This window comes from Gordonia sp. (in: high G+C Gram-positive bacteria) (assembly GCF_049647785.1).
Taxonomy (GTDB): Bacteria; Actinomycetota; Actinomycetes; order Mycobacteriales; family Mycobacteriaceae; genus Gordonia.
In genome coordinates this window covers 39,549-55,440 of the sequence record NZ_JBARYI010000084.1, presented here as the reverse complement: position 1 = coordinate 55,440, position 15,892 = coordinate 39,549, and the positions used below count along the sequence as shown (strand labels likewise).

At 63.5% G+C, this 15,892-nt stretch carries 14 protein-coding genes; 11 read left to right on the top strand and 3 right to left on the bottom strand.

What is annotated here, in order from left to right; translation table 11 throughout:
• The first annotated feature begins 115 nt into the window (after window positions 1–115).
• Window positions 116–1,531 carry an argininosuccinate synthase gene (gene argG / locus WBA38_RS14865; RefSeq protein ID WP_424294072.1) on the top strand — a complete coding sequence of 472 codons (1,416 nt, stop codon included), beginning with the start codon at window positions 116–118 and terminating at the stop codon, window positions 1,529–1,531.
• A gap of 136 nt (window positions 1,532–1,667) precedes the next feature.
• The gene (locus tag WBA38_RS14860) at window positions 1,668–2,666 is read left to right on the top strand and encodes a BadF/BadG/BcrA/BcrD ATPase family protein (protein ID WP_424323019.1); all 999 of its coding nucleotides are present in this window, start codon (window positions 1,668–1,670) and stop codon (window positions 2,664–2,666) included.
• Here the strand turns inward: WBA38_RS14860 and WBA38_RS14855 are convergent.
• Together WBA38_RS14855 and WBA38_RS14850 are read right to left on the bottom strand one after the other, a co-directional pair.
• Window positions 2,640–3,827, bottom strand: a complete 1,188-nt coding sequence (locus WBA38_RS14855; RefSeq protein ID WP_424294836.1) for a cation:proton antiporter — start codon at window positions 3,825–3,827, stop codon at window positions 2,640–2,642. The two genes, WBA38_RS14860 and WBA38_RS14855, sit on opposite strands and share 27 nt — an antisense overlap.
• Before the next feature lie 27 nt (window positions 3,828–3,854).
• Window positions 3,855–4,940 (bottom strand): DUF475 domain-containing protein, encoded by a 1,086-nt coding sequence (locus WBA38_RS14850; protein ID WP_424323018.1) that lies wholly within the window; start codon window positions 4,938–4,940, stop codon window positions 3,855–3,857.
• Between the two features lie 133 nt (window positions 4,941–5,073).
• Here WBA38_RS14850 and WBA38_RS14845 point away from each other — a divergent pair, with 133 nt between their 5' ends.
• Window positions 5,074–6,510 (top strand): hypothetical protein, encoded by a 1,437-nt coding sequence (locus WBA38_RS14845; protein WP_424323017.1) that lies wholly within the window; start codon window positions 5,074–5,076, stop codon window positions 6,508–6,510.
• Window positions 6,507–7,511, top strand: a complete 1,005-nt coding sequence (locus tag WBA38_RS14840; RefSeq protein WP_424323016.1) for a ThiF family adenylyltransferase — start codon at window positions 6,507–6,509, stop codon at window positions 7,509–7,511. Before WBA38_RS14845 ends, WBA38_RS14840 begins: the two co-directional genes overlap by 4 nt.
• 26 nt (window positions 7,512–7,537) lie before the next feature.
• On the opposite strand, the gene WBA38_RS14835 is transcribed toward WBA38_RS14840, so the two are convergent.
• A complete protein-coding gene (locus WBA38_RS14835; RefSeq protein WP_424294842.1) occupies window positions 7,538–8,263 on the bottom strand; it encodes a response regulator in 726 nt (241 codons plus the stop codon).
• 187 nt (window positions 8,264–8,450) lie between these two features.
• On the opposite strand from WBA38_RS14835, the gene WBA38_RS14830 reads away from it, so the two are divergent.
• Genes WBA38_RS14830 through WBA38_RS14800 form a run of 7 tightly spaced genes read left to right on the top strand, consistent with a single transcriptional unit; the run spans window position 8,451 to window position 15,890 of the window.
• On the top strand, window positions 8,451–9,146 hold the full coding sequence (locus WBA38_RS14830) for a LuxR C-terminal-related transcriptional regulator (RefSeq protein ID WP_424294843.1): 696 nt from the start codon (window positions 8,451–8,453) through the stop codon (window positions 9,144–9,146).
• Between the two features lie 37 nt (window positions 9,147–9,183).
• On the top strand, window positions 9,184–9,549 hold the full coding sequence (locus WBA38_RS14825; RefSeq protein WP_424323015.1) for a hypothetical protein: 366 nt from the start codon (window positions 9,184–9,186) through the stop codon (window positions 9,547–9,549).
• 20 nt (window positions 9,550–9,569) lie between these two features.
• Window positions 9,570–10,376, top strand: a complete 807-nt coding sequence (locus WBA38_RS14820) for a hypothetical protein (RefSeq protein ID WP_424323014.1) — start codon at window positions 9,570–9,572, stop codon at window positions 10,374–10,376.
• A 3-nt stretch (window positions 10,377–10,379) separates the two neighbouring features.
• Window positions 10,380–11,672: a hypothetical protein gene (locus tag WBA38_RS14815; RefSeq protein ID WP_424323013.1), complete on the top strand. Its 1,293-nt coding sequence runs from the start codon at window positions 10,380–10,382 to the stop codon at window positions 11,670–11,672.
• Window positions 11,669–13,024 carry a hypothetical protein gene (locus tag WBA38_RS14810; RefSeq protein WP_424323012.1) on the top strand — a complete coding sequence of 452 codons (1,356 nt, stop codon included), beginning with the start codon at window positions 11,669–11,671 and terminating at the stop codon, window positions 13,022–13,024. The genes WBA38_RS14815 and WBA38_RS14810 overlap by 4 nt, the downstream gene beginning before the upstream one ends.
• Before the next feature lie 3 nt (window positions 13,025–13,027).
• Window positions 13,028–14,353, top strand: coding sequence for a hypothetical protein (locus WBA38_RS14805; RefSeq protein WP_424323011.1), 1,326 nt, complete (start codon window positions 13,028–13,030; stop codon window positions 14,351–14,353).
• On the top strand, window positions 14,346–15,890 hold the full coding sequence (locus tag WBA38_RS14800) for a tetratricopeptide repeat protein (RefSeq protein ID WP_424323010.1): 1,545 nt from the start codon (window positions 14,346–14,348) through the stop codon (window positions 15,888–15,890). The genes WBA38_RS14805 and WBA38_RS14800 overlap by 8 nt, the downstream gene beginning before the upstream one ends.
• The last annotated feature ends 2 nt before the right edge of the window (window positions 15,891–15,892 follow it).

Below are 15,892 nucleotides of genomic sequence, written 5' to 3'. Positions count from 1 at the left end.
GTCTGACATAGTGCGGGAATCGACGCATCATGCGGGAACAGCGGGGCGGGGTGAGTTCGTCACGTAATCGGGCGGTGATTGGCCCCGAGTATCCTGTGGCCTTTAAGCTGGACATATGTCGAAAGTGCTGAGCTCATTGCCGAAGGGAGAGCGCGTCGGAATCGCGTTCTCGGGTGGTCTGGATACGTCTGTCGCTGTTGCGTGGATGCGCGAAAAGGGCGCTATCCCATGCACTTACACCGCTGACCTCGGCCAAGCCGACGAGCCCGACATTGCGTCGGTCCCCGGTCGCGCCGGCCAGTACGGTGCGGAGATCTCCCGCCTCGTCGATTGCCGCGCCGCACTCGTCGAAGAAGGATTCGCCGCCCTGCAGTGCGGTGCCTTCCACATTCGGAGCTCCGGCAAGACGTACTTCAACACGACGCCGCTCGGCCGTGTCGTGACCGGCATGCTGCTGGTTCGCGCCATGAAAGACGACGACGTCGACATCTGGGGCGATGGCTCCACCTACAAGGGCAACGACATCGAGCGGTTCTACCGCTACGGCTTGATGGCCAACCCCAACCTGCGGATTTACAAGCCGTGGCTCGACACGCAGTTCGTCGAAGAACTCGGTGGCCGCCACGAAATGAGCCAGTGGCTCATCGAGCGCAAGCTCCCGTACCGCGACTCGCAGGAGAAGGCGTACTCCACCGACGCCAACATCTGGGGTGCCACCCACGAGGCGAAGACCCTCGAGCACCTCGACCATGGCCTCGACGTCGTCGAACCGATCATGGGTGTTGCCGCCTGGCGCGACGACGTGCCCGTCGCCACCGAAGACGTGTCGATCCGCTTCGAGCAGGGTCGCCCGGTGGCCATCAACGGCGAAACCTTCGCCTCGCCCGTCGACCTGGTCCTCAAAGCCAACGAAATCGGCGGCCGCCACGGCCTCGGCGTGTCGGACCAGATCGAGAACCGCATCATCGAAGCCAAGTCGCGCGGCATCTACGAAGCCCCCGGCATGGCGCTGCTGCACATCGGCTACGAGCGGCTCGTCAACGCCATCCACAACGAAGACACCGTCGCGAACTACCACAACGAGGGTCGTCGCCTGGGTCGCCTCATGTACGAGGGTCGCTGGATGGACTCGCAGGCGCTGATGCTCCGCGAGGCACTGGTCCGCTGGGTCGCTTCGGCCATCACCGGTGAAGTGACCGTCCGTCTCCGCCGTGGCGACGACTACCACTTCCTCAACACCACCGGCCCCGGACTGTCGTACCACCCGGACAAGCTGTCGATGGAGCGTGTTGGCGACGCCGCATTCGGCCCGTCGGACCGCATCGGTCAGCTCACCATGCGCAACCTGGACATCGCCGACTCGCGTGCCCGCCTTGAGCAGTACGCACAGCTCGGCATTGTCGGCGGCGCGACCGCCGACCTCGTCGGTGAACTGTCCGCCGGCGGTGCCGAGGCCATCGCCGGTGGCCATCCGGAAGACGCGGCGTCGGAGTCGCTCGACCGTGCCGCAATCGATTCGGGCGTCGACTAGTTTTTACGCGTGCAAGCAGCCCGGACCCGAAAAGGGTTCGGGCTGTTTGTTTTGAGCGACTGCCCGCCCCGTAGTTGGCCTATGGTCGTGGCGTGCGCGGCCAACTCCGCGAGCGCGATTCCAGAGGGGAACTGCCGTGACTCAAGTGCAGATTGCCGTTGACTGCGGCGGTACAAGCAGCAAGGCGCTACTTCGAGTGGACGGAGAAAGTGCTGCGCGAGCGCAATTTACGAACGCAGCCACGCTGTCGGGGTACCTCGATCCCGGCCTGATCGGCGCGACGATGAGACAGATCCTCGAGCCTATCGAAGAGGCCTGTGGTGCCGGTGGCCTGCGGGGTTTACCGGTGAGAGTCGTGATCGCGGCGGCCGGCTTCGTCGACAGTCTGCGTACCACGTTCCGGGAAGCCGCGGAGGCGGCGGTATCGACGATGTTCGACGGCGCAGTCTCGGAAATCTTGGTCGTCAACGACGGCGTGGCCCTGATCCTCGGCCATCAAGCCGACGGCGCGGTGATCGCGGGGACCGGGTCGAATGTGTTGATCCGCAGTGGTGCAACCGTCGCCCAGCATGGCGGCCACGACTGGGTCGCCAGCGACGATGGCTCCGGATTCTGGGTGGGACTCGACGGTATTCGCGCCGTGGCTCGCGATCTGGAACAGGGCATTCAATCGCCCCTACGACAACAGTTTCGCGAGACCTACCGAGTCACTGACGCCGAGGTGCAGGCGCAGTTCCGCTCCCTAGCCGTGGCGGGGCCGACAATGAAGGCCGACATCGCCCGCTTCGCCGGGAGCGTGTGCGCGGTGGCAGCTGGCGACGAGACTGCCCGCGCGATCATTGACGAGCAGGCCGGAACTCTTGCGCGACTCGTTGACCGCGGGGTCCGACAAAGTGACATCACGGGGACCGCACGCATGGTGCTTTGCGGTGGCCTGATGGGAAACCCGTTGTACCGCAGGGCTTTCACGGACAAGGTTGACGATGGGCTTGGCGACGCGGACCTCGAGGTGCACTGGGTGACGGTACGCGACGGCTTACCTGCGGTCAGCGCTATTGCTGCCGGTCGGCGGTCATGGAAACGCCTCGACCTTGGCGAGCGTGCACCGCTAGTTGTCACCGGTAGCCGCGACTAGTTCCGGCTTTCGCAGCGCTCCGGCTACCAGCGGGAATATCAGCACCGACAGGACGCCCGCACCCACCAGAATGGCGGAATGTGTACTGGTGAGGAGCCCTTCGCGAACCCCGATCTCGGTCACAACGACGATGATTGGGAGGGCCGTCGCACCGAGGAAACCGGTCGCCAGTAGTTCGCGGCGGCTCGCGTCTTCGGGCGCAGCCAGCATGGAAGGGACTCCACGAATCAGCAGCAATGCAACCAGTACGACGGGGATGGCGGCGAAGGTCTTCGGGTCGTCGAGCAACGACGCAAGGTCGAATTTGACGCCGGTGTAAACGAAGAAGATCGGGATCAGGAAGCCGAAGGCGACACCGTCGACTTTCGCTTCGACCGATTTCTGGGTCTTCTCGTTGGCGTCGCGCATCAGTAGTTTCCAGACGATACCGGCGGTGAACGCCCCAAGCAGGGTGTCGATGCCCAACTCCAGCGCAAGCCAGACGAGCACTGCGAGAATCGCCAGAATGGCGCGGATCGCGAACTGCCCCGATGTCTCCAGCGTCGATTCGACGAGCCGGTGTAGGTGCCGATGCGGCGACCTTCCAGCTTGATAGAGCGCGGTCAACGCAACCACCGCGAAGATTGCCAGCACGACCGTCGCTGTCCCGAACGACCGGCCGCCAAGGAACAGGGAGATCGCCAGGATCGGTCCGAATTCGCCCGCGGCACCGATGGCGCCGATCGCGTTGCCGAACGGGGTGCCGAGGTCACCGTCGTCGCGGAGGATCGGCAGCAGCGTGCCGAGTGCCGTCGACGCCAAGCTAATACCGATGATGAGCGCCCCCAAGCCGGGCGACACCAGGAAACCGGCCCCAATACCGACTGCAATGCTGATGAACCAGCCGAGCCACGCCCGTTTGGCGGTGCGCCCGCGGATCGCGGAGCGGGTGATCTCGGTGCCCGCAATGAAGAACAGCAAGGTGACGCCGAAACTCGACAGGTGGCTTATGAAGGCGGACTCGCCAACCCAGCCGAGAAGGGCAGGACCGGCAAGAATCCCCAGCATCAACTCGTACACAATGACGGGAATCTTGATCCATCGGCCCACGAGCCGCGCCAGAATCGGCGCGGCGAAGATAAGCAGGGGGACGACGAGGAGGGCTCTCGTGGCGTCGTTCACCCACTGATGCTAGACCGAAATCTGCAGCTAGACGTGGATGCTGTGCGTGGCGTGCTTTCGGCGGTAGGCGAGGCTGCTGATGAAAGCCGCGGCGATGAACACGATTCCGACGAGGCCGGTAACAATCTCGGGGACGGGTGTACCGATCGAGTACATGAGGATGAGCGCCAGCGCGCCGATGGCCCAATGCGCGCCGTGTTCCAAATACACGTACTCGGACAGGGTGCCGTGACGGACGAGGAAGACGGTCATCGAACGCACGAACATGGCACCGATCAAGCCCAGTCCGAGGGCAATGATGATGGGGTTGGCGGTGATGGCGAAGGCCCCGATCACACCGTCGAACGAGAAGGACGCGTCGAGTACCTCGAGGTACAGGAAGAGGAAGAAGCCGGCTTTGCCGGTGGCTTTCGCGAAGGCCGACGGGCCAGCGGAGGTGTGCTGGCCCGCAACCTCGTCGATCCCTTCGCTGTCCTCGATGTGGAAGGCCGAACCGAGGCCGTCAACGACGATGTAGGTGATCATGCCGAGCGCACCCGCGACCATCACGGTCGCGGTCTCACCATCGGGGGCGATGAAGGTCGCGGTGCCCACCAGAATTGCGAGCGCGATCGCGGCCGCACTGGATTTGACGCTGCCCAGCATCATCATCGGCCGCTCGATCCACGACAGCCACGTCAGTTCGCGTCGTTCGAAGAAGTAGCCGAGGAACAGCATCATCAGGAACATTCCGCCGAACGCAGCGATCTGAGTATGTGCGTCGGTGATGATGCTCTCGTAGGTTGGTGAACCGTCGGTTGGCGGATTGAGCGCGAGTTCGAGCGCTTCGACGGGGTTCAATCCCGCGGAAATCCAGACGATAGCGAGCGGGAATGCCAGACGCATCCCGAATACGGCAATCACAATGCCGACCGTCAGGAACATCCGCTGCCAAAACTCACTCATCCGCGCCAGGATGGTGGCGTTGATGACCGCATTGTCGAACGACAGCGAAACCTCGAGGATACCGAGAATGGCGGTCAAGACCAGTGCCGTGGTGCCGCCATAGAGGTAGGCGGCCACGAGTGCGGCAATTGAGACGAGGACCGAGATCCCGAAGATGCGGACAATCATGCGGGCCCCGGAGTGTTCATGGCAGCTAACGGTACCGGTGGTGAGCGAGGCTCGCGAAACGCCGGAGGCCGTTGACGCCCGTCTGCCGCGTGGGGAAACGGGTACGTCCTGACACCACGATCAGGAGGCCACCATGACTCAACAGCAACTTCACGCCCCAGCCGGCTTGGCACAAGCAGTGACGGTAGCGCGTAAAGCCGCGGCGCAAGTACCCGCGTATCGGGCGTTGCTCGCAGTTCACCACGCCGACGGCGAAAGGATTGATTCCTCCTCATTCGAGGCGCTCCCGCAGATGACGAAAGGCAATTACCTTACGGCGCACAGCCCGGCGCAACGACTCCGTCACGGTGAGCCGACCGTGGCCGCCACCTGGTCGGCGAGTTCCGGTTCCAGCGGTATGCCGACGTTCTGGCCGAGGGATGAGCAGGCGACCGCGGATTCGGTCGAGTTCTTTGACCGGATCTTCAGCGAGCATTTCCGATCACTCGATGAGCGAGTGCTGCTGGTGAATGCCTTCGCGATGGGCCAATGGGTCGGTGGCATCTACACCTACGAGGGGGTCCGAGGTTTGCGCGAGTTGGGCCACCAGATTTCGGTCGCCACTCCTGGTATGAACGTCGACGCGGTGCTGGCCTGGCTGTCCGGGGTCGGTGACCAGTACGACTCGGTGGTGCTGGCTGGCTATCCGCCGTTCGTGAAGCAGGTTCTGCAAGAATCGCCGCCGGCGTTGCGGAAGGGCATCAAGATCCTGCTTGCGGGCGAAACGATCACCGAAGCGTGGCGCGACAGTGTGCACCGGTTGGTGGGCGCCGATACCGAGTTGCAGAGTTGCCTGCTGTACGGGACTGCCGATGCCGGAGTGATGGGATTCGAGTCACGGCTGACCCAGACGATTCGACGCCTCGCCGTCATCGGTTCGCCGCTCGCTGACGACCTCTACGGTCCAGCGGTATCGGTCGCCCCGACTTTCGTCGAGTACGACCCGTACCGCCGATACGTGGAGGTTGACACCTCAGACGGTGGGGACGGCTACCTGTTGTTCACTATCGACGGTGCGGCACCGCTGGTGCGCTACCGCATCAACGACACCGGTCGCATCCTTGACGCGGGTGCGCTCGCAGAGATCTTGCGTGCCAATGGTTTCGATGAGTTGGCGGGTGCGGTACCTCCGCACGCGGCGTATTTGGTGCTCTTTGGGCGCACGGATGTGGCAGCCACCTTCTATTCGGCCAACATCTATCCGCAACCATTGCACGCGGTCTTCGACGACGTGGCCCTGGCGCAGCGGGTCAGCGGGCGATTCGTCATCACCTCTACCGACGGTGCGGATGCCGCACCACAACTGGTGGTCGGTGTCGAGTTAGCAATCGGTGCGGACCCGGATGAGTGCCTGCGAACGCACCTGGTGCAGGCATGCAGCGCGGCATTGGCAAACGGAAACAGCGAATACCGTTCGCTGCTCGACACGCACGGCCCCGCTGCGCTACCGGTCATCGAGTTCTGCGGTTACGGCGCGTTCGCCGCCGGGGACGCCCAGGTGAAGCACCGCTGGGTCGGGGGTGCACGATGATCACCATCTTGACTCCCGGGATCGACGATGCCCACATCAGTAGGCTCACTGCTCCGTCATCGGGGCTGCGATTGATCGACGCCTGGAGCGAGGCGCGTACCGACCTCGAGCAGGTTCTGGCCTTGTCCGGCAGTGGTGAGCTCCTGACTTCGGACGAGACCGTCGACGTTCGCTACGGGGTGTTCCCGTGGCGCGCGGCGATCGTAAAACTTCCGGCTCCGCATCTGTTTCACCTGTTGCGAACCACACGAAACCGATTCCTCATCACTGACGATGAGCAGGACCGGTGGTCGGCGGCGACGATCGCGGTGGCGGGACTCAGCGTCGGTGGATCGGTTCTTCATACCTGTGCGCTAACGGGCGCACGGCGATTCCGTGTAGCCGACCTTGACACGCTGGGGATCAGCAATCTGAATCGGCTTGCCGGGTCGGTGTGCGACCTCGGGGCACCGAAGGTAGAACTGGCGCACCGACGACTCCTGGAATTGGATCCGTATGCGCAGGTCGAAACATTCCCGACGGGCTACAGCGATGCCGTTGCCGCGGAATTCCTGGGCGGCGCAACGCCTCCGGCGGTCGTGTTCGAGGAGATGGATGACGTTCGTCGGAAGGTGGAACTGCGGATCGCCGCGCGCGCAGCACGGCTGCCCGTGGTGATGGTGACCGATGACGGTGACGACGTGATCGTCGACGTGGAACGGTACGACTTGGACGGCGACTATCCGCTTTTCCACGGTCGAGCTGGAGACATCGTCGAACTGGGGGCCGACGTGCTCGACGATCCGGCGAACAAGGTGGCGATCGCGGGGGCGATCGTCGGAGATGGCGTCACCGAACGGATGCGCATGTCACTAGCCGAGGTGGGTCGAACGATTCCATCGTGGCCTCAACTGGGTTCTGCGGCGACGCTCGCTGGTGCGGTAGGTGCCGCAGTGGGTAGGCGAATCGTCTTGGGCGAGGACATGCCGTCCGGTCGCCGCCATGTGCGGACCTGCCAGTGACAAAGTTGCTCACCCGGTCGGCGAAGCTAGTTCAGCACGTCGATGTGCCCGTTCCTGCGGCACCAACTGACCAAATAGCGGGCATGCAGACCGCACCACCGGTACACCGATCCTTGGGTCAGCGGTTGCGACTCATCGTGTTCACCGCGGGCAATCATGATGGGCCCGAGGTAGTGGCTCGTAACCTTATTTGCCGTGCTCGAAGCCACCTTTGTTGCTGCTGCAAGAGTGGCATTGTCGCTGGCCCGACCAGCGGCGATAGCGCCAGCGAACCGCCCGGCCGTGCTACCGCGCCGCCCCTGCAGGTAGGTGTACAGGGGTTCGGGGTAGCGCGGATGCGCTTCGGTCGGCAGACGGTTGCCGAGTGCCACCGACCTGATCGAGTCCATCAACGGGTGAAGGCCTGCGGATTTGGGAAACACTCCCCAGACCTCGTCCCGGAGCAGGGCTTCGTCGAGATGGTCGCGTTCCATACTGTGCCCCTGCGTGGCCAAAATGACTGGCGCCAATCGGTCCACTTCACGGAGCCGGTCGATTGCATCGAGTCCGTCGAATGTCCACTCGGTCTGCGGTTGATTCCAAATGAGATCGGCGCTGACCACGTCATAGCGGACCCGGCCGGTGATTGCCCGGTCGAACTCGGCCTCGGTGGCGGCCACCGTCACGGTGACGTCGGGGAAGTTTGCCTCGAGCGGTGCGGCAATAATCCGGCCGAGTGGGGAGGCGATCAGGATGCGGAGGCCAGTAGACACGTGTCAGATCCTACTAGTAATAGTCAGATCATGCGCAATCGCGCATGGAGGTTGTCGAAATTATGCGCAGAACCACCCAGGAAGGCAGTCGAAAGGTGGATTCTCCCGCTGATTCGGATGAATGCCCTGGACAGAATTCTTCATGTCGGCTTCGAGCTGAGGCTCACCAGGAAAGAGGACACCTCACATGACAATTACTGACAGCGCGGTCAGTGTGCTCGACCGCCGGGGTGGCATACAGTCTCCGGCTTCGGGGCCCTTCAGTCGAACGCACACGCGGGGGCTCGGCGGACCCTGCGTCCAACTTGTCGATGCGGTGGGGGTCGTTTCGCCGAACACCTTCGTTGGCGAGACCACGGCGGCGTGGATCCGATCGCTCGGCTACGACGCGACGACCATGGAAGTCGTTGGCCTTGCCGTGAGGCGGGCGCTGCCGAAAGTGTTGGTGGTCCACGGCGCACAAACATTGGCACAACTGCCCATGGCAGCTCGGCAGTGGACGCAGATCATCGCTCTTGTCGACGGTGCCGATACGGCAACAGCGACAGCGGAAGCCCCGGTGATCCTGAACTTTCCGAACGCCAGCGATCAGATCAGAGGGGCCCTCGCGCAGATCCTCGGAAAAGCGCCAGGTGCGCGAGTGGCGCTCTCACGCCGCGAGCAAGAAGTGCTCGCCACCTATGTTCTCGGTGAGACCGTCAAAGAGACGGCTGCGACGCACTTCATCGCCGAATGCACAGTGCGCACTCACTACCGGCGCGTCACCCGACGGTACGACGAAGTTGGCAGGCCCGTCGCGAACAAGGCTCAGCTGCTCCTGGCGATGGTTGCCGACGGCTGGGTGACGCTCGACGGGAAGCTCGGGCATCTGGCCGAGGAGTAGTAGCGGTCTGATGGACAGTCCCGGTTCCGTGATGAGGATGCTCTCAGCACGTCTGCTCCGGGCTCGCGCGGATATGGCCTCCGGCGACGTCTCGTTCGGTGAAGCGACGTACGGGATTCGCTCTGTGGACGGGGCGGGTTCAGCGATCTTGGACGGTCTCGCCGCCGAGGGCGGTGAGCACCCGCTGGTGTCGCTGTGGCAATGCGCGTCGTCGGATCCCGTTGAGGGGTGGGATCCGACGGTCGCCGTTGCGGTCATCGTCCAGAGCTTGCTGGTCGGGACCCCTGCGAGCACGTCTGAGCACTGGCGCGGTGAGTTTGTGGCCGTCCTAGAAACGCTGCCGGAAGACGATTGGGTCCGCGCGGTCGACGGGGTAGTCAGGAGTTTGCTGGGTCGCTCCTGACATCGGAAACCATGCGCCGCATGCTGGACCGATGGCCAGACCCGGTGGATCGGGCCACCCGTGACTACTGCTGCCAGACGTTGGCCAGCGCGGCACTCAACGCCGGGGACACAGACGCAGCGATTTGGGCGGTCGGTCGGGCGGCATCACCTTTTCACCTTGCGGGAACATTTGTCGAAACCTGTGGCGCCAACACCCGCGAGTCCGTGAAGGCCCTCTACCGGGAGGTGTCCGGCATGCACTGCACCGATCGGGAGAGGCTGGCCTTGGCCGCCGCACATTGGTTGATGCTCGACGACGTCGAACTCGCGCGGGCGGCGTTCGACGACGCCGAGCAGTTTCCCGCGCGGCGGCCCGACGGTGGATCGGATTCGGGGTGGGTTCTCGCGCTGGTTGCCGAACTAATCGGCGAGGGCGCGAGGGCGCAGGCCATTGCAGAAGAGTACTGCGACCTCAGGACCCTGGGATTGGGGTTACCGCCGGTCGTTGGCTGGATTCTCTCGCGAAGGATCGATGACGCGATTCGACGGCGCGAGGTGCTAGCGGCCTGTTTGGTACCCGGCCGGTTGCTTGGCGGACTGCAGTCACGGCTGCTGTTCGATCTCGCTAAGGCCCAATACGATTGCGGCGAGATCGAATCGGCGCGTCAGTCACTTCTGGCGGCGGCATCGGCTCGGAGGGGTGTATTCGACGCCTACGAAGTTGAACCCGCCTACGGGCAGATGGAAACCTTGCTGGCGCGACTGAAGGTTACTGGTGAAGAACTCCAAACGCCGTGGGCGCGTCAGTTGCGGGACCTACGATCGATGCCAGACGAAAGGGAGTGACCGGTGAAACAGCTTGTGCCACCGGTACTTCCGGAACCCAGCGACGACAGACCGACCATCGTGGCACCCGAGTCCGGCATTGACCGCGCGGCTTTCCTGAAGAGCTGGCGCGACCAAATGCGACTACCAAAGCCGGACTCCAAGTGCCTAGCAAACGACATGAATGCATGGTCGACCGCAGTAATCGGCGCGGAGTGGTTCAGTCGTCGCTATTCGCCGACCGCGGGTGCGCTGCTGGCTAAACCGAAAGTCGTCGTCGCCGACTATCGGATCATCGACGAGGCGGAAATCGTGTGCGGCGAATTGGTGGAGCCGCTGAGCCGGTACTCGGCTGGGTGGGTCAAGAGCCTCGCCGTTTTCCGACCCGGCGGCCTAAGTAATCCGGTCACATCGGCAATCCGAGAAGCACAGCGCTACGGAGCAACGCGCGTTCGCGTGGGAATGACCCGCGGTGACGACCCCGTCTTACGGTCCGCCGCATCGGCTGACGACTTCCTCCGCCGGCCACAAACACGCCACCGGTGCGATCAGCAAACCGCGCTCGATGGGTTCGTCAGCAAACTGGGGGAGACAATTCTTCGCGCCGGGAATCGGCCCCAGGGATCAGGCTCCGACGATCAGACTGAGCTGATGCGCTGCCAGCAGCGTCGAGCCATCGAAGAGTACGGCGCAGCGCAAAGGATCGCGTTGACGGACGAACAGCGCGAAGCCAACCGGCAGCAGGCCGTTGCATTCTTAGATCCGGTCCTCAACGACCTCGTCAAACAACATCGCTACCAGCAGAAGTACCTGTCGCAGGCTTACGAGAGTGTTCTCCGGACCTATCTCAATCGCCTCGCCAGCGGCAGGCAACTCGATGGCACCGAACACTTTCTGCGGTTGCGGCTCACTGCCGTTCGGATCGACGAATGGCGCAGCCAACAAGCCAAACGGAAAAGAGAGTCACCGTTTGTTATGAACCAGGACGGTGCTGGACACTCCGATGACCGGATGGACCTTCCGCCTGATGCAGATCCAGCTGGTCTCGACGATCTGGTGACGCGCACGATCGAACTGATCAACACAGATCCGCGGCAGCAGCTGAACAACCAACTGTCGTGGGAGGCCGCGATGGCGATTGAACTCCTGTCGGGGAAGGCGCTCGAATTGGAGAACGTCGACGAAGTGACCGCCTACATCGAGAAGGCTTGGCGTGAGCGCCGACCGACCCATGGCCGGTCAGTCGCGGCTGCACAAGCTGCAATGGATGTCATGCTCCTGTTGCGAACCGCGACCAACCGGGCGATGCGGTCATGAGCGGTGTCGTGAGCGTGCGCGCGGATGGCAGCATCTCCTGGCGTGCCGATACCGCCGTGGTGCTGGGCCCCGTTCCCTTTGAGGTAAACGGGGTTTTGCTGACGGTCGACGGGGCCTTTCCCGACGTTGTCGTCGACCTCGCCGCGCCGAGTTCGACGGCTCTCGCCGCGACAGCGCAATGGTTCGCTGACCCGACGGTGATTTCCCAGCTGGCCGCCGCGGCCGACGGCGATATCATCTCGACTCCCGTACTGGCGGAGGCACTCTCGGTAGCTGCGGGGGTGCGCGTTGTCGACGCTATTCACCTCGGCGATCTCGACGAAGGAGTGGTTCTCCTCGACCATGCCGGTGGCGCGTTAGCGGCAGGAGATGCGGAGTCGGCAACCGAGCTCTATGCGCTCTCGAGCGCGGTCGCCGAACGGCTCGTCGAACAATTCACCCTTGAGAGCATCACGGGCCCGCCCGTCGAGCGTCTCGCCGAAATTGTCGCGGCGGCACCGCCGGGATCGATATCGGACGCGACGCGACAGCGGATTACTCGAGACCTCACTCCGCTCCTTTCGCGGCATGATGCGGAGTGGGTACAGATACTAGGGGCCGAGCAGGGGTCCAACCTCTTCTACAACACGATTGATTCGCTGCACCTGGGTTTAGCTGAGGTCCGGCTGGCTTTCCCCGTTGATCTGCGGGTTCTTCCACCGCGACTGCTTAAGTTCGTCGGCGTCGAGGTGCCGGAATTGCAGGTGGAGACCATCAAACCCGCAGTAATCGAAGTGGCCGCCGACATCCGCGACGACGCCAACACCGATTCGGTCGAGACGCTGAGCGTATTCGCGGTCGCGGCCGAGGCAAGTACCGGCGATCTCCTTGCGTACGCACCCACGACTGTCGTCGATGGTCGGATCGTCGCGGAACTAGACGTCGGCGACGCGCCAATCGCCTCGCTGCGCTGCTCGCTGGTCGGCTCCGGAACCAACCTGGAGGCCCTGCGCCTAGACCCGGTTGGCGCGGCCCTGACCCGCATCGATCGGTATTGCCGATACGCGTGGACGCAGCGTCGCGTGGCGGGCGCGCTGCAGGCCAACACCGGGATAAGCAGTCGTGATGTGTTCCTGACCGAAACCCAGGAACGTGCCGACGCCGCGCACCGGGAGGCGCGCGATGCTGCCGAATCGGCGGTCGCGCTGACCCGTCAGTTGGTCCGCCGATCTCGGGGGTCAGCTAACGCCAATGACCTCGCGGCGTATCTCGACGCCCTGGTCAGATTCGCTGACACGACCGGGGCGCCGCCAGTGATCGTGGGGCCGTTTGCCCCGACCCTTGCCGAACTTGTCCTGGCAGGAGACACCTAGCTCATGCGAATGCCGGAACCAACCGCCCATTCCGTGCTGCTGATCCGCGCTGTTGACACCGAACCCGCGACGTATATCTCGTTCCGATGGCTCGACGATCCCCAGCATCCGGAAGTGCACGCGATTCGAGATGTCGAGCTTAGGCGACTCGTGGCGCAGTTGGACAGGGCTTTGCCGGGCAGTGACAGTGGCGATGGATCGCTGGCGATCGCCAGCGCACTAACCGGGCCGTTCACTCGGAAACTCAGCGAGTACGCGCTGAACGAGGCGATTGGCCGAGCCGTGTTCCCGGCCGTCGTCCGCACCGCGATCGTTGAGCGTTCACGGCGGGGTTCGGTAACGGTTCGGATCACGCCGAGCCGCACTCTGGCACGAATGCCCTTGGAACTGGCGGTCATTGGAGATTCTCGACGACTGATCGAATTCGCGGACATCAGCTACGAGCCACCCGCCGCAATTCATGCCGGGCGGGCCCGGATTCCCGAGGCGTGGACCGACGCGGTCGCTTCGCGTCCCGTCGCCTACATCGTCGACCCACGACTGCCAGCTGGTTCGGGTTTGGGACAGGTCCTCGATTGGCAGCGTCCAGGCGCTGTCAACGCGGCGGTGCTCAGCAAATATATTGCGGGGCTTCCGCATACGGCGAACTCCGGTGTCGGCCGGATCGTCGGCCGGTGGGAACTGAGCGACGATCTCGTAGCCAAGCCGAGCAGGCTGCTGTACGTCGGTCACATTTCCTCGACACTCGACGAACCGGGTTCGGCGGCAATGCATCTCACCGACGACGCGGCCGAGTGGGGCTATGCAACCGTGATGAATAGCGCCCATTTGCCGTTCTCTGCGCTGGATCTTCTGCTGGGTACTGCGTCACCGGAACTTGGGCCGGCAGACCGAAGCCCCGTCGAACCCAATCGCACCGGACGCAGCCTCTGGCCGATGCCGCCGCGCGTGGCGCTGATCGCCTGTGAGGGCGGTGCCGATTACCGAAGCTCGGAAACCTTCGGGCTGGTGATGGCCATCTTCAATGCTGGCGCAGAGATCGTCACCACGTCGCGATGGATGCTGCCGTCGGACGAAGCCTTCCGTGTTTACTGCGGCCTCGATAGTGCGCCCGGCCCCACCACCGAACTCGCCCTCGGTGTCGACGCGACCCACCGGGCCGCGGATCCGGTCCGTGCGCTCAACGACTGGCAGCGATCGAAGTTCGCACAGTGGCAGTTGGATCCGGGGCCCGCAACATCACCGCTGACGTGGGCGGCGATGGCGTGCCACGCCTGTCCACCGCGTCCGCTGCACCGACCACATGGAGCAGGAGACAGCGATGACTGAGGATGAGGAGGATCGCGAAGTCGAGGCCTGGAGCAATACCCTCGATGAGCTTGACGCGCGGGCTGTGGCGACCGTCGAATCGGGTGATCCACGCCAGATCGCCGATGCTCATTGGGCCTTGGCCGAGCACATTGCCGGGATTGTGGACAGTGAAGTCGTCATCGACATCCTGCTGACCGCACGAGAAGCCTACGAGGAGTTTGATGCTGCGGAGGCAGCTAAGTGCGCTGTGTCGATCGGCACGGTCGCCTACCAGGCCAGCGACTTGGACACGGCGTTCGACGCGTTTAGCGTCGCCGCCGAGGAATTCCTCGAACTGCGGGAGATGGAACAATTCGCCGACGCGGCTAACACTTTTGGAGCGCTGGCCCTGCAGCTGGGGGAGTACGCGGCCGCCGAAGACGCGCTGGGCGATGCGATCGACGTCTATCGAGACCGGGCACAGCCAAACGAAGCCGCAGAAGCAATGGTCAATCTGTCGAATGTTTACCGCATGTCTGGCCGTCCGGAGCTCGCCGAGAAGCAATTGAAGGAACTTTCCGCATGGTTCGTCGCAGAAAGTGCCGTCACAGAGAGTGCCGGAGCGACGGGGGTAGGCGCGCACGGGGCGGGCAGCCTGGGAAAGCGATCGTGCGATCAGTCGCTGGCTGGGCTGTATGTCGAAACCGGCCGGCCGCACCTGGCGTTGCCGTTGTTGGAGCGGTCGCTTCGCGATGCCGAACAGTATGGGTCGGTTGACGAGGCTCTCGAATCGCGGATGAACCTGGGTTTGGTTCTGATCTACTCTGGTCAGGCTGATCGTGGCGAGGCCTTGATGAAGGAGGCTCGGTCGCGCTTCCTCGAGGGTGGTCATCCCGAGAAGGCGGCCGCCTGCGACTACAACCTGGCGTTTTCGTATTCGTTGCGAGGTGCATTCGGTGCGTCCGACGACGCCTTTAAGAGCGCGGCGAAAGGGTTGTACGACAGCGGGCAGTTTCACCAATTGGCGAACCTGCAGTGGAATCGGGTGAAGCGACTTTTCCTGCAAGCGACGGCTGAACCCGCGGCACAACCGACCCTGGCCGCAGAAGCCGTCGATACCGCAATCTCGGCGTTGATCGCCGCTGACTATCAGCGCTTTCAATATGTCGACGCGCGACGTCGGGCAGAGTGGACTCAAAAGCTGGACCATCGGCTGACATGGACTTTTCTCACCGCCTACAAGCTGGGGTCCAAGGCTCTGATGGCTGACTTGATTGAGTCGGCGATTAACGTCGGCGTTTATGGAAGCTCGGATGGCGGCGTCGATGACTTTGTGCCATTCGATCCGACGTCGGTTTCGCAGCCGTCGGCCACCGACCGGTCGGGCGATCTCGCCGAATCCCTAGGCGGTGCCGCGACTTTGCTTGGCAGTGCGGTTCTGCCATTGTCTCCGCCTCCCATCCTGGTCGGCGGGGACGGCAGAGTAATTCTGGCGCGACAACGCGAAATGGCCGCGAGTCTCGATCCACGAATTGGCGATCACCTCGCGAATGCCCCGCGGGTGGCTGCGTGGTGAGC

Excerpts from the sequence above, each read along its gene's own strand:
- argG (WP_424294072.1), top strand. The coding sequence starts at position 116 with ATGTCGAAAGTGCTGAGCTCATTGCCGAAGGGAGAGCGCGTCGGAATC.
- WBA38_RS14850 (WP_424323018.1), bottom strand. The coding sequence starts at position 4,940 with ATGATTGTCCGCATCTTCGGGATCTCGGTCCTCGTCTCAATTGCCGCA.
- WBA38_RS14845 (WP_424323017.1), top strand. The coding sequence starts at position 5,074 with ATGACTCAACAGCAACTTCACGCCCCAGCCGGCTTGGCACAAGCAGTG.
- WBA38_RS14840 (WP_424323016.1), top strand. The coding sequence starts at position 6,507 with ATGATCACCATCTTGACTCCCGGGATCGACGATGCCCACATCAGTAGG.
- WBA38_RS14830 (WP_424294843.1), top strand. The coding sequence starts at position 8,451 with ATGACAATTACTGACAGCGCGGTCAGTGTGCTCGACCGCCGGGGTGGC.
- WBA38_RS14825 (WP_424323015.1), top strand. The coding sequence starts at position 9,184 with ATGCTCTCAGCACGTCTGCTCCGGGCTCGCGCGGATATGGCCTCCGGC.
- WBA38_RS14820 (WP_424323014.1), top strand. The coding sequence starts at position 9,570 with ATGCTGGACCGATGGCCAGACCCGGTGGATCGGGCCACCCGTGACTAC.
- WBA38_RS14810 (WP_424323012.1), top strand. The coding sequence starts at position 11,669 with ATGAGCGGTGTCGTGAGCGTGCGCGCGGATGGCAGCATCTCCTGGCGT.
- WBA38_RS14805 (WP_424323011.1), top strand. The coding sequence starts at position 13,028 with ATGCGAATGCCGGAACCAACCGCCCATTCCGTGCTGCTGATCCGCGCT.
- WBA38_RS14800 (WP_424323010.1), top strand. The coding sequence starts at position 14,346 with ATGACTGAGGATGAGGAGGATCGCGAAGTCGAGGCCTGGAGCAATACC.